The sequence below is a fragment of the Paenibacillus sp. FSL R5-0908 genome (genome assembly GCF_038006245.1).
In the GTDB taxonomy this organism is placed as follows: Bacteria; Bacillota; Bacilli; order Paenibacillales; family Paenibacillaceae; genus Paenibacillus_AQ; species Paenibacillus_AQ odorifer.
This window is the reverse complement of record NZ_JBBOUV010000001.1, coordinates 3760000-3773566: the sequence shown is the minus strand read 5'-3', so window position 1 is coordinate 3773566 and position 13567 is coordinate 3760000. Positions and strand designations below refer to the sequence as shown.

The window sequence follows — 13567 nt, the reverse complement described above, 5'->3', positions numbered from 1 at the left end:
AACACTGATGATATTTATAAAATTCAATTTCTTAAAACGTTGTCCGTAGTGGAATGACCATATTCCAAGTGTGCTTCGCATTTCGGAACCCTCCCGGTCCATCTGCTACTGCAGCGAATAAATGGGTAGGAACCCCTTCCTGAAATAATAGGAACGGACGTTCAAAGCTGCCCATCCACTGCACAGTGCCGTCCTCCCAGAGAACCCGCCGGGAATACGATTGCGTTGAATCAGCCAACTGCCAGTAGGTTCCATCCGTAGATGATGCAAATATCCCACCGTGCTTTTCTCCACATATCCGGCCATCCATATCCTTGGCGATCATTTGGTACCCGTCCGCGGACCGCCAGATAAATGGATCTTCAATATGGGACCGCTCTGGTGGAAACAGAGGTGCGTTGTTAATTACTCTATATGGCCCTTCGTCCTTAGATGAACCGGCAATGCCAAGCGTCATCTGTCCATAGGAATTGCCCTCGTATTTGCGGGCTTTATATACCAATAGCAAGGAGCCATCTTCGCGGATACAAGGAGACGGATTGGATGTGAGGAAGCTGTCGAACCTGCCCGGACGTGTAGGCAGAATAGGTGCGTCCATCCTTGTCCATGGTCCGAATACACTGTCGGCTATAGCTAGGCCAACACGTTTGTTGGCACGAGCGGCAATCACCCGATAGTCGTCAAGTTCCACTGTTTCATTAGGCTGCGGCTCAGCAAATGGATGAGTTGAGCCCATATAATATAACAAATACTTATCACCATAACGAAGGATATGCGGATTATGGGTGCTTCGTCCGTCCCAGTATTCCGTTCCCCTTGCGGGTAGTACGGTTTCTTCGTACGTATAGGGTCCTTCCGCGTTATCGGCAGATGCGCGGACAATTTCTGAACGGAGTAACCATCCCGGATGCATCGGCAACCACTTCGGCCAACGGGATGCAAATAAATGAAAACGCCCATCCTCGCCACGCACAGCTGATCCGCACCACACCCACCAATCCTCCATGCGGAACCCTCCGTTCAAAGGAGCAGGCAACATTCGGTCCATCAATGAAAAAGTCATTTTCTCCCTCCACGGCTTATTGCTTTACATCTGTTAGTCCATAACGTTTAGCAGCACTGCCATGTAGCCATTCCGCAGCAATATTCAGTGCCTCCTCCCGGCTGATCCAGCCTTCCGCTATTTGGCTTTCCAAAAAGCGCGCAAGTATTTTTTTAACGATCAGCAGCTTGCCATATGTCCATTCGATACAGCGCGCATCCGAGACAATGAGCGAACATTTGAGCGGAGCGAGTGCCTCCAACCGATACTGCATGCTCTGCAAATAGGTACTGGGTCTGAAGTTATACCACCACATTCCGCCTACATGAACGTTAGGGAAATTCCATGCAGCCTGCACAACATCCAGGTTATTTAATTCCGAAGCCACCACCAGCTCAAATGGAATGGAATACCGTTCGAACAAACCGTACAATTTAACAATCCTTAGCGGATCGTTAACCGGCGCAGCCGATGTATTACACCATCTGCGTTCAACGCCGAGAAACAGCTGCAAAAACATTCCGCTTGCTTGCAGTTCCGAACAAATATGATGAAGGAGCAGCATCATGATTTCATCTCGTCCAGTTACGTTGCTAAGATTGTAAACATCATGAGCTTTGGCTTCAAAAGCTGGCAACGTAGTCATGATTCCCGGACAGCCTATCGTCTGATAAGACCACAACTGCTCGCTAATAAACTTTTTCGCTTGAGTATAAGCCCCTTCCCGGCTGGGATTAGAGGCATCTGCAATATTATTAGCCAGCTCAGGCAGCCAGGAGTCAATTCGAGGAATCAGTAGAGCATTTTCTCTCATGTGTGCAAAGTTGGCATGCTCCGGACGGTTTACAATAAACCGCTGCACATGCAGGCGGTCAGCTACGTTTTGCGCCCAGCCGGCATCGTTACTTTTCTGTTTAACCGTTATATCCGCTTTGAATACCGACTCTGAATCAGTGATGGAGATCCCGTACAAATCTTTCATGATTGCTGTAAAAGCACGATTCATCATCGTATTACGGGAAGCGTGGTAAGCTCTAACAAAAGAGTCAGCCCGTTTCTCTTTCGAAAGTTGATCCGCATCCGCCGGATATCCTGCTGACTGAAGCTCTTGGTTCAACCAGAAATAATCGGCTATTTCCCAGAAGTCAGCCGCGTTTAGCTTATCGCCGACGAGATGGGTATGTGTATCGATTACAGGCAGACGCATGATCTCATCACACAAAGCAGTTTGACCCATCGTTCTCCCTCCTAACTGGCAGGAAGCCCTTCGAATGAAGAGGCTTCCTGAGAATCTATCTATTTCCGGCTTTGCTGATTAAGGATTCCCTCATTATTTTTGTAGCGTTCTGTTGCTTCTTTTAAGATTTCTTCGCCGCCCTTTTGCTTATATTCCTCGATGACTTTTGGGAAATCGCTAATCGGTTCTTTGCCATAAATCATTTTGACCATATGGTCTATGATCAGTTTTGGTGCCTGATCTGGACGTTTGGAGGCAAGATCAGGAAATTTGCTGAATGACTCCAGATCAGGTACAAATCCGATGCCCCCTAAGCCTTCTTTACTCAGAGTTTCATCCAATGCTTTCAAAACATCTTTACCACCCGTAAGCAGCTCAGTTCGTTCGCGGTTGATTGTTCCGTCCCCTACCCAGCGCAGCTGTGTGCGGAATTTCTCTTCATCTTGGGCTGCCTTGTTCTCAGGCAGCTTATAATCAACTTTTCCGTCTTTTACCGTGTAATTCTCGCCTTCAATCCCAAAGCTATAGAAATTACTGGCTTCCGGGGTTTGCATCCATTCAAACATTTGGACAATCCGGGCAGCCTTTTCTTTACTGACTTTATTGTTGATATACAGTGAGGTATTGACCGAACTATACAAGCCGTATCCTTTTTGTCCATGGTCACCGGTTGGCGACGAGATAATATCCACTTTCGCTTCCGGATTGGACGCGGAGATCTGGGTCCGGAAATCCAGTAGATTCTGCGCATTAGCTGTCCAGATCCCTGCATTGCCTGCAGCAATATTTTCACCATACTGTGCCGTCTGAATTGTCGCAAAATCTTTTTGAATGAGCCCTTCGTCATACATCGTTTTGTATACGTTCAGTGCTTTTTCCATATTCTCGGAATTATAAAATTTGGGTACGATCTCTCCATTATCCTCTGTAAACTGATAGCCAAGCGCGTCATATGCACCAAATGCGATATCTGCATACTTGAAGTTCTCACGCATCTGATAAGGAGCGCTCACACCGAGTTTCTTAAAAGCGCGCAGCACATTCAAGAAATCTTCAATCGTTACAGGTACCGGAAGGCCAGTTTTCTCCAATAAATCAGTTCGGATAAAGGTAGCACGTCGAGACGGATTGCTGAGCCAAGTCGGAATGCCATATATTTTTCCGTCGTAGCTGACTTCATCCCATGCTTCCTGGGGGACAACCTTCATCAGGTTAGGCGCATTCTCCTTCAGCAGATCATCCAGCGGCATAAAAACACCAGCCTGAACCGACCCAGCCATCGATTTATCCGTAGCCCCTCCGACATTTTGAACCACATCCGGGATATCACCGCCGGCAAACATAACCGCCATTTTGGAATCAAAGTCCTTCAAAGGAATTAACTTAATGTCTAAATCGACATTCGCCCGTTTCTCCAACTCCTTGACCCACTTATCAGTATTAATATCTTTAGAACTTTCCGTGTAAGCGTTTCCGCTTGTGTTTAACGAAATACTAAATTTAAGCGGTTTTGATTCGCCTGCTGCATCGACGTTACCGTCCGATGTTTCATTGCTTCCGCATCCTGCGACGAGACTTGAGACAAGCGCCGTGGATAGGATCAGACTAACCCATTTTTTCATCTGGATAATCCCCCTTATTAGTATAAAAAGGTATTTGGTTTACCTGTACCCATCATAAAGCTGTATCATCAGCACTCCCATGGGGTGGATTATTGTGGGATGTGTTTTTTTGTGATCGGTTGTCGTTATAAAAAAAGGTCATCCCAAAAGTCCGCGGCTCGGACCTCAGGACAGCCTTTTGATCCTCGTTCTCTTCGGCGAGTAGCGCCTATGCGTTAAGCACTTGATGTTCCTTCCTTCCGGAAATCGGCATTCTCATGATCATGCGTGTTCCCCATTCTGGACTGCTTTCTACGTCAACGCCGAATTCTTCTCCGAAGACAAGCTGAATCCGGCGATGAACATTTTGCACACCAATGCCGCCTGGGCTTCCTTTACCTTCCTCCACATCGGCGAGTCGATTTTCGCTCAGTTTAAGGCGAAGTTCTTCAAGCCGCTCCGGGGTCATTCCGCTGCCATTATCCGTAATGCTGACCCAGAAGATATCGCCATCCTCTCCAGCATCAATCGTAATCGTGTGATAATCTTCAACACCATAACGAAAGGCGTGCTGGAACACATTTTCCACAAGTGGCTGTAAGGTCAAACGGACCATTTTGCGCAGAAGCATTTCAGGCTTTATCCGCACATCGATGTCAAACGGTCTTCCGATCCGGTGATTGATAATGACCATATAATGGATGACATGCTTCAGCTCATTGGCCACGGTTATCTCTTCAAGATTGGTGCGCACCGAATAATGCAGCATGTAGGACAGGGCTCCGACGATTTCTGATATTTCATCTGAATCCTGAATTACTGCATAGCAGACCACCGTTTCGAGCGTATTGTATAAAAAATGGGGGTTGATCTGCAGCTGTAAGGATTGGAATTCGGCCTTCTGCCGCTCGGCCTCCATTTCCTTGTTCTTCAGTTCTGACTGATACACGGTGTCCACAAGCTCTGAAAGGCGGGTTACCATCAGATTGTAACGAACGATAAGCCCAGTGACCTCATCCTGGCTTTTCGGAAGGGAGATTAATTCCCAATTTCCTTTTTCGGTCTGGCTCATTCCTTTCATCAGTATACGGATTGGTGTAGTAACGGACTTACCAAATCGGCTTGCCAGAAACAGCGCTATCATAAATGTCAAAATCGCGACAATAATAATATAATTCCGGATGGTAATTAGCGGCTTTTGCAGCTGAGTGTCTGGAATGGATACAACCAGATGCCAACCGGAATATTCCGCATTACGGCTGATATAAGATTTTTCCACTCCCTCTGCCGAGCTGCGGAACATCACCTCTCCTGCTTGCTCAATTTGCTTGCCAAGACTATTGGGAATCAATGTCCCTACTTTGTTTTGATCGTTATGATATTGAATCCTGCCTTCGCCATCTACAATAAAAAAATAGCTTTCGGGACCAAGATCGATTCCTTTCCATAACGTAGAGAGCTCCTCCGCTTTGACTTCGATGCCTACAAATCCTTTCATCTCTGGTGACTGAAGACCGCGGATGCTGCGGATTAAGGTCAACATCGGCGTTTGATCCCCACGGATACTGTAATTGATTACATTCAACTGTCCACTGACATCTGTATGTTCTTTGAAATACCGGATCTGTTTAACGGTGTCTTCCTGTGTAAAAGATGGCGCTGAACCGCCATTATAATAATAAAGCGCATTCCCGGAATACCCGATAATATATAAGGCTTCAATCTCGGGATTGCGAATCCATACAGGTTCAACAATAGCATCGCGAATATCGGTCGTGTAGCGGTAATTTTCATATTCCTCACGGTCTGCTGATAGATCAATATATCTTTTAACTCTCAAATCCGTTAGTAGCGCCACGGTCGACCGTTGATAGGATGAAATATAGAGATTGGTATGATGAACTGCATTATTTACGATCTGAATCATTTGGTTTTCAGTGCTTGCCTGCAATTGCTTGGCAGAAATGCTGTAGAAGGAAATCCCCAGCGCTGACAGGGAAAGTAAGATGACAATGGTAAAATAAAATAGCAGCTTCCGGCTGAGGGTTGCTCTCATTATTCAATGCCAAACGAAGCACGGTATTCCGAAGGTGATACACCCACGAGATTTTTAAACGTCTTCGTAAAATGAGGATAATCCTCGTAACCTACATGAATCGAGATGTCACTGATTGTCATGGTGGGTACAGCAAGAAGTCTGCGCGCTTCCTCCATTCGTCTCCGGATCCGATAGTGTACGAAGGTTTCCCCCGTCATTTTTTTGAATAATGCGCTGAAGTAGGTGCGGGCAAGTCCCACCCGTTTGGCTACTTCTTCTAACGACACATCCTCAGCCAAATGTTTATCAATGAAAGCTTTTGCTTCTTCAACCGGGTCCTTATAGTTGCCTTTGCGAGTAAGTTGCAGCTCCGCAAGTATACCGTTTATTATCGCGGCAAATGCTAACATCGTTTCTTTTTTCGTATTGGCGGCTTTCACATCTCCGCAGCACCGGGACTGAGGCTTCCAGCCTCGGCGTTCCAAGCGATCTACGATCATTTGCAGACAATCATTCAGCACTGCATCCATGCTAAAGACGTTCAATCCTTCAAATAAACCGGATGTTTCTCTTTCATCAAGCAGACGGTTTGTCTCATCACGTTGCAGCAGCCAGATGTGTTGTTCCAGCTGTTCGGCCCAATCCACGTATTTATGAACAGGAATAATGCTGCCTGTCATGCCGGATATCAGTTCTCTCAGCATATCATGCACATCCTGCTGGAGAACCGGCTTCAGTAAATACCGCTTAACGCCATAGGCCATTGCTCGTTGTGCATATTGAAAGTCATTGTACCCGGAAATAACTGCCACCTGGACATGACTGTAATCACGGTGAATTCGTTCACATAAATCAAGGCCATCCATCCGCTTCATGCGCAAATCTGTCAGCACTAAATGCGGTTCAAGCTTCTGGATGGTTTCTAAGGCTGCTTCGCCGTCGTCGGCTGTATAAATCGCGGTGAATGAGACCGGATAACGCTGGACCATCTTCACCAATCCTTTTTGAATGACAGGCTCATCTTCTACAATCAATACTCGCACTTGTATCAAATCCCTTCCGAAATGGAATCAGAATCAGTTGTCTTGTGGTATGAAATTGATTTGAAGTTGCGATCATTGGCAACGCTTCCATTTTTGAGTTTGGAATATATCTTACCATATTTTGATAAGCAGATGGCTGTTTCTTTTAAAGGATGATGCAAGCTGGTGATTTAAGACTTAATAGATCCGATTAACATTCCTTTGATAAAATACTTTTGCAGAAACGGATACACGATAATAATCGGGATGACGGAGACTACAATAACTGCCATTTGCACACCTGCCGGAGATACTTCATTTACGTTTTCTAATAAGCTGCCCGCTTGCCCAAGGTCGTTACTCAGTACGATTTCCCGAAGCCGTAGCTGAAGTGGATAAAGCGCTCGTGTATTGATAAAATACAATGCCGATGAATAAGAATTCCAATGGGATACCGCATAGAACAAGCCCATAGTTGCCATAACAGGTTTGGACAAAGGAAGGATGACGCTCCACATCGTGCGCAGCTCTCCCGCTCCATCCATTCGCGCGCTGTCTATCAGCTCAGTAGGCAGGGCTGAGAAAAAAGAACGCATGATGAACAGGTTATATGCACTGATGGCCGATGGGATGATTAATACCCATAAAGAGTCGATTAAGTGCAAGTTTTTGATGACCATATAGTTCGGTATGAGCGGAGCGTGAAAAATCATCGTAATTAGGATTAAAATCAGAACTCCCTTGCGCATCGAATATTCGGATCTGGATAAAGGATAGGCCAGTGATGCAGTTAAAATCAGATTAATAAGCGTTCCGACGACTGTAATGAATATACTTACCATAAAAGCTCTCCAGATGGAGGTATCCCCAAGAATAACTTGATAATTCATCAGCGTCCAATCTACAGGGAATAGCTTAACCTCGCCTGCATTAATGGCATGAGTGCTGCTAAATGATTTGGCGAGCACATGCAGCAGAGGGAAGACCATCAAGCACCCGACCAGCATCAGAAATATATAGTTAAAAACGTCAAACAGGCGACCTTTATTTTTCATTTACTCTTCGACTCCTTTCTAGTAAAGTCCATCCCCTGATGCTTTTTTGCTAAGCGTATTCCCGATCATGACTAGCAACAGTCCGACGACCGATTTAAAGAGGCCTATGGCTGTTGTATAGCTGTATTGCTGATCAATAAGACCCACTCGGTATATATAAGTATCGAGAATATCTCCATTGGTCTCATTAAGCGAATTGATAAATACAAACACTCGCTCAAAGCCAAAATCAAGGAAGTTACCGATATGAAGCAGGAACATAATCATAATAGTGGGCAAAATCGTCGGGATCGTTATAGATAAGGTTTGTTTCCACCGATTTGCTCCATCAATCCGGGCCGCTTCGTACAGCTCGGGATTCACAGCAGCGAGTGCGGCTAAATAAACAATAGTTCCCCATCCACTGTCTTTCCATATGCCTGTTCCAACCAGGATGGTACGAATATACGAGTCCTCACCCAGAAAATAAACGGAGTCGAGCCCAAAAGCATTTAAGATTTGGTTCACGATACCTGTCGTCGGGGACAAAATGCCGATCATAATCCCCCCAATAATGACCCATGAGAGAAAATGGGGCAAATAAACGACGGTCTGCAAAATCCGTTTATAAAAAGCTTTTCTCACTTCATTAAGAAGGAGGGCGAAAATTATGGGAACCGGAAACGCAAAGACCATATCATATAGGCCGATCAAGATAGTATTTTCAAGAATTCTCAAAAACTCTGGGTAGGTGAACATCCGCCGGAACTGATCAAGACCAACCCACGGACTGCCTGTAAAACCTTTGAAAATGTTGTAGTTTTGAAAGGCCATGATGGAACCCGCCAAGGGTAAGTATTTAAATACGATAAAAAAAATAATGCCCGGAAGTGAAATGAGATACAGCGCTTTATATTTGCGCAAATTGGTCATTCGTCTTTGGAATGGGGAAAGATCTGGCCTGCTCGCTGGCAATGCGGCTGGCACTTGTTGTGGCATAAATATCGCTCCTTTGGTTGCAGTTTGGATTTTGTTGTATGGCTAATGTTAATCCAATATCCAGTTCTTCAAAATGGAGATTTTTCGGCTTGCCTGTGTTTTATTACGATTGATTATTGTGCACGAATCTTGCGGGTCTTCCCTGCAACCGAAGAAAAAGTATATTCGAAGCCCTGACCATTGCCAATAAGAAATTGTTCTGGCAGATCGAGCGGAACAGCAGACCAAATTCGATATTCAGCAGTAACCGTAGAGTGAATCGTCGCTTCATCAAGCTTTCCTTGGCTCCAAGAAAGATCAACGGTAAAACCACCTCTTGCTCTCATCCCCTTTATGCTGCCTGAAGCCCACTCCTTAGGAAGGGCAGGTAATAGTCGAAGTTCTCCTCGATGGGATTGCAGCAGCATTTCTGCTACCCCAGCTGCTCCACCAAAGTTTCCGTCTATTTGAAAGGGTGGATGGCAGTCTAAAAGATTCGAATACGTGGAGGAGGTTAACAGTTTAATTAAATGCTCATAGGCTTCCGCACCCATACCGAGACGGGCATAAAAATTGACGATCCATGCCCTGCTCCAGCCGGTATGACCTCCACCTCCGTTAAGGCGGCGTTCAAGCGTTCGCCGGGCTGCTGCGGCAAGCTCAGGGGTGTGCCTCATGTCAATCTGTTCACCCGGATGTAATGCGAACAACTGAGAAATATGCCGGTGACCTGCGTCTTGCTCTTTGTAGTCAAACAGCCATTCCTTAATCTGTCCATGGCTGCCCACACTCGGCTGTGGAATGTGTTCAAGCGTCTCATGTAGTTCAGAGAGAAACATTGTATCTTCTTCTCCGATAATTAATGCCGCTTCCGAACAGGCTGATAGCAATGTATATGCGATTTGCAAATCCATGGATGGTCCCATACAGAGGCTGCCGCTGCTTTTGTCCGAAAGAAGGAAGCGGTTTTCCGGGGAGACAGAAGGCCCAGTAATTCGTAAGCCACCTTCCTCTACCATGTAATCAAGCAGAAAAAGCGCTGCTTCCTTCATCACTGGATAGGCCCTTTCCTTGAGAAAAGACAGGTTCAGTCCAAACCGGTAATGTTCCCACAAATGAAGGCATAACCAAGCAGCCCCCATTGGCCAGACCGTACAGGTAATTAGGATGCCTTCTGGTCGGGTTTCCGCCCATAAGTTAGTGTTATGATGAGCAACAAAACCGCGACAGCCGTACATTTCTTTTGCCGTTTCTTGACCGTTCAACTGCATCCGTTCGATTAGATCAAACAGTGGTTCATGACATTCAGCCATATTTAGGACTTCGGCAGGCCAATAATTCATCTGGAGGTTAATATTAATTGTATATTTTGATTCCCATGGCGGGGTAAAGCTATCACTCCATATGCCTTGCAGATTAGCAGGCAACGTACCTGGTCGAGAACTGGAAAGCAGTAAGTAGCGCCCATACTGTACATATAGTGCAACTAGTCCCGGATCACCAGACTCATTGGGATTGCTGCTTTCATCTTTTGCTTGCTGTAACCGCTGTAATCGCTTATCGGTAGGAAGCTCCGCGTACGGGTCTCCATCCCTTGTTAAATCGATTGAAAATCGAGCAAACCGGGACTTGTATTCCTCCTTATGCTGCTTTATTAGAGTTGCAAAAGACTGAGCCGTAGCTTGATCTAATTGCTCTAGACAGCCTTTTTCAGGTTGATCTACGTGGAAAGTACTCTGCGCTGCCAGCATAAGGGTGACGGAGTCTGCCCCCTCAATAGAGATGAAATCCCCGATGAGCCTCTGGCGGCCTCCTTGTTGAACTGCCCTTAGTGCTGTGCAAAAGCGAACGCCATCCGCTCCGCATTCCCCATTCATTAGAACTGTGTTTGCAGGACCAGTCCTACAGCCGATATCGAACGGACGACGCATAAGATTCGCAGCCAACGTGATCTTGCCAAGTCTGTCAGCTGTCAAACGGACTATTAATACACCGTCCGGTTCACTTACAAAATATTGCCTGTAATAGCGAACCCCGCCACAACGGTACGATACCGTAACGACTGCTTGCTCTAAGTCGAGCTCCCGCTCGTATTCTTCAATAACCTCACTAGAATCCAGAAACTTCAAAATTAAATCGCCAAGTGGCTGGTACGGCTGCTCATATTTTGGTGAAGCAGTCATAGCCATTCTTGCCAAATGTTCTGCCTCCGCCTGCCTGCCGTCTTTCAACATTTGCCGAATCTCCGTCAAAAATGGCTGAGCTGCAGGATTAGCTGCGCGTCCAGGGCCGCCATACCAGATTGAATCTTCGTTAAGCTGGATTTTATCTTGACCGATCATACCGGACACCATTGCCCCGAGGCGCCCATTTCCTATGGGAAGAGCCTCATTCCAATTTGACGCCGGGCTTGTATACCATAATCGAAGACGTTCTGATTCTCGCATGGTTGCCGGTAATGCCACCTCTTGTTTCGCTCGTCTTCTTTCACTCAACTCTTGTTCACCTGGCCTTTCCTATTTTCAGGTCATATCATTCGTCAGTAACTCCACTTCCTATGCTACTCTTGATCCTAATGTCTCTCCATGGCATAGATTGTTAGGGGTTGTGTTTTTTTATGATCCAAACTAAAAAGGATGCGGAAGATTCCGCACCCTACTGTAAATTATTTTTTTATATTACTGAGCGCATTTCGACCTAAACGTTCCATCAATTGCTGCTTGTAGAGACTATTAATGACGACATGTTGACCGCAACTGCACCAATATCCATCTTCGCGGGGCCGGGGATCATAATCGTTAGGAACCAGTCCGGGTACCTTGCTACCAACATGGCCAATGGCGTAGTTTTGAGCGGTTGGTGGCCTCTGTAAAGTAAGCTCTCCTTGCGTATTCCAGGTTACATAATTCGCGCCTGCCCAGCCATGTCCGCTGCCTAACCACGCCCTATCCCGAATAGAGATGGAAGCTTTGATATTATCGAACAGGCCTCCGACTGACCAGCGATGATGAGGTTCACTGGTGTTATAATTTTTAACAGCTTCTCCATCCAGAAATACATTCGGCCCCGGTACCCAGCTATCGACGGTGAACGCATGCCGCGCCGTCTCTGTATAAATACGTTGAGCGAGATTTAGCTGGCCCATCTGATGTATGACATAACGGCGCCCCCCTGTAACCACACTGATCATATCGTACATTTGACTGTCCTGAACCGTAATCCATTTGGAATAACGCTTCATTTGAACGAGAGAATAGGACAGATGGTAACCTCTCACTTCTCGAACCCAGCCATTCTTCACACTGTTGAACACGACGAAGCGTTCAGCATGCTTTTCGTCCGCATAATAAGGATCCGTTGTATCGTTATCCATCTTAATATCTATAATGCTCGGGTCAAAATCGGACTCTACCCTCATATTCTCTACCCCCACCTGCTGAATGCGGGCATGGTCTGTATATTTATAGATCTCTCCGCCGCCCCACTGACGTTCGATAGCATTCGCTAATGGGGCATCGACCGTAATCGTATTACCTACAATAGCAGTAATGACTCGGTCAAAATCCAGATTGAACGGTGACCATTGGGTTACGGTTCCACCCGGGCGCTTATATATGTTATCCATACCAATTTCGTGAATCCAGTTTTTATTACCTATTCTGCGGACTATGATCTGTTCTCCAACATGATAAGTACTCGCGTCTTCTACATGGAAAGAACGCGAGCCTGAAGGTACATACAAATCTGAAATCATCTGCTTCGAGTTGCTGTCCAGTATAAGATCTGCATTCTCACCAATTTCAACTAGATTTCGTTGTTTCGCTCCGGTACCATAGAGAATGGTGCCCTCTTTGTCCTGACCTTCGCCGCGAAGGACGATCCCGCTTGCTTTAATGAACAACGTGCCTCCGACTTCATATCTGCCTTTTTTCAAAAGGACTGCCCCGCGGAATCCGTCCTTATCGAGCGGGAGCATGGCCAACTGATCAATCGCCACCTGAATACGTTCCGTCGCGTCTCCGTCCAAGGGTAGAACGATCGACTTAACGGGAATATTCGGGATCTCAACACCACCACCTCTATAACCCGCATTAGAAAAGTCCAAGATCCGATTACCTCTATAATCCCCGATATACATCATCATTCCATCGTTACCAAGGAAAGCAATTGTGCTCTGTCCCGCGGGGATGCTCTTTGGATCCAGCACGGTAAAATAATATGAGTCATACTGAGGAGCTTTTCCATCCTGCTTGAGGGTCATTCGCAGTTCATAAGTACCCAGTAGATCAGCTGTGCCTAACGGTGTCCATTCCATTAACGAGTCTTTAACCATAGGAGTCTCAGGCAACTCAGTCACCAGTTTCGTTCTATCAAAAATCAATTCACCGGCAACCCTTCCGTTAACACACGGTGTGAAGGAAACCGTCGGGTAAACCTGACTTGGGTTGAGGATAGCTGGTTGGCCAATTTCAGTATTCATGTGCGTATGCTTCATTGTGGAATTAATAATAAAGAGTTCATCTCCTTTTCTATATTCACTCTCACATGTCGGATACATATTACCTTGGCTAAAGAAGAATGAACATGTCATTTTTATCGATTGGAATGTGTTTTC

9 protein-coding genes are annotated in these 13567 nt (G+C 46.0%); all 9 read right to left on the bottom strand.

Features of this window, described 5'->3' with window-relative positions:
• Positions 1–31: 31 nt before the first annotated feature.
• Entirely contained in the window at positions 32–1063 is a 1032-nt protein-coding gene (locus MKZ09_RS17215; RefSeq protein WP_179088850.1) for a glycoside hydrolase family protein, read from the bottom strand.
• A 16-nt stretch (positions 1064–1079) separates the two neighbouring features.
• Positions 1080–2279: a glucuronate isomerase gene (locus tag MKZ09_RS17210; RefSeq protein WP_076133322.1), complete on the bottom strand. Its 1200-nt coding sequence runs from the start codon at positions 2277–2279 to the stop codon at positions 1080–1082.
• A 59-nt stretch (positions 2280–2338) separates the two neighbouring features.
• Positions 2339–3901, bottom strand: coding sequence for an extracellular solute-binding protein (locus MKZ09_RS17205; protein ID WP_076203889.1), 1563 nt, complete (start codon positions 3899–3901; stop codon positions 2339–2341).
• Positions 3902–4109: 208 nt separating this feature from the next.
• Positions 4110–5936, bottom strand: a complete 1827-nt coding sequence (locus MKZ09_RS17200; RefSeq protein WP_076203892.1) for a cache domain-containing sensor histidine kinase — start codon at positions 5934–5936, stop codon at positions 4110–4112.
• Entirely contained in the window at positions 5936–6961 is a 1026-nt protein-coding gene (locus MKZ09_RS17195; RefSeq protein WP_076203895.1) for a response regulator transcription factor, read from the bottom strand. The genes MKZ09_RS17200 and MKZ09_RS17195 overlap by 1 nt, the downstream gene beginning before the upstream one ends.
• A gap of 170 nt (positions 6962–7131) precedes the next feature.
• Positions 7132–7995 (bottom strand): carbohydrate ABC transporter permease, encoded by an 864-nt coding sequence (locus tag MKZ09_RS17190; RefSeq protein ID WP_076125649.1) that lies wholly within the window; start codon positions 7993–7995, stop codon positions 7132–7134.
• Positions 7996–8013: 18 nt separating this feature from the next.
• Positions 8014–8907: an ABC transporter permease gene (locus MKZ09_RS17185; RefSeq protein WP_051491014.1), complete on the bottom strand. Its 894-nt coding sequence runs from the start codon at positions 8905–8907 to the stop codon at positions 8014–8016.
• A 179-nt stretch (positions 8908–9086) separates the two neighbouring features.
• The gene (locus MKZ09_RS17180; protein ID WP_256719186.1) at positions 9087–11447 is read right to left on the bottom strand and encodes a glycoside hydrolase family 95 protein; all 2361 of its coding nucleotides are present in this window, start codon (positions 11445–11447) and stop codon (positions 9087–9089) included.
• A 170-nt stretch (positions 11448–11617) separates the two neighbouring features.
• Entirely contained in the window at positions 11618–13432 is a 1815-nt protein-coding gene (locus tag MKZ09_RS17175; protein ID WP_143767318.1) for a hypothetical protein, read from the bottom strand.
• Between the last annotated feature and the right edge of the window lie 135 nt (positions 13433–13567).

What these genes read in the sequence shown, in the direction of transcription:
- MKZ09_RS17215 (WP_179088850.1), bottom strand. Translation starts at nt 1,063, where the DNA reads ATGACTTTTTCATTGATGGACCGAATGTTGCCTGCTCCTTTGAACGGA.
- MKZ09_RS17210 (WP_076133322.1), bottom strand. Translation starts at nt 2,279, where the DNA reads ATGGGTCAAACTGCTTTGTGTGATGAGATCATGCGTCTGCCTGTAATC.
- MKZ09_RS17205 (WP_076203889.1), bottom strand. Translation starts at nt 3,901, where the DNA reads ATGAAAAAATGGGTTAGTCTGATCCTATCCACGGCGCTTGTCTCAAGT.
- MKZ09_RS17200 (WP_076203892.1), bottom strand. Translation starts at nt 5,936, where the DNA reads ATGAGAGCAACCCTCAGCCGGAAGCTGCTATTTTATTTTACCATTGTC.
- MKZ09_RS17190 (WP_076125649.1), bottom strand. Translation starts at nt 7,995, where the DNA reads ATGAAAAATAAAGGTCGCCTGTTTGACGTTTTTAACTATATATTTCTG.
- MKZ09_RS17185 (WP_051491014.1), bottom strand. Translation starts at nt 8,907, where the DNA reads ATGACCAATTTGCGCAAATATAAAGCGCTGTATCTCATTTCACTTCCG.
- MKZ09_RS17175 (WP_143767318.1), bottom strand. Translation starts at nt 13,432, where the DNA reads ATGAATACTGAAATTGGCCAACCAGCTATCCTCAACCCAAGTCAGGTT.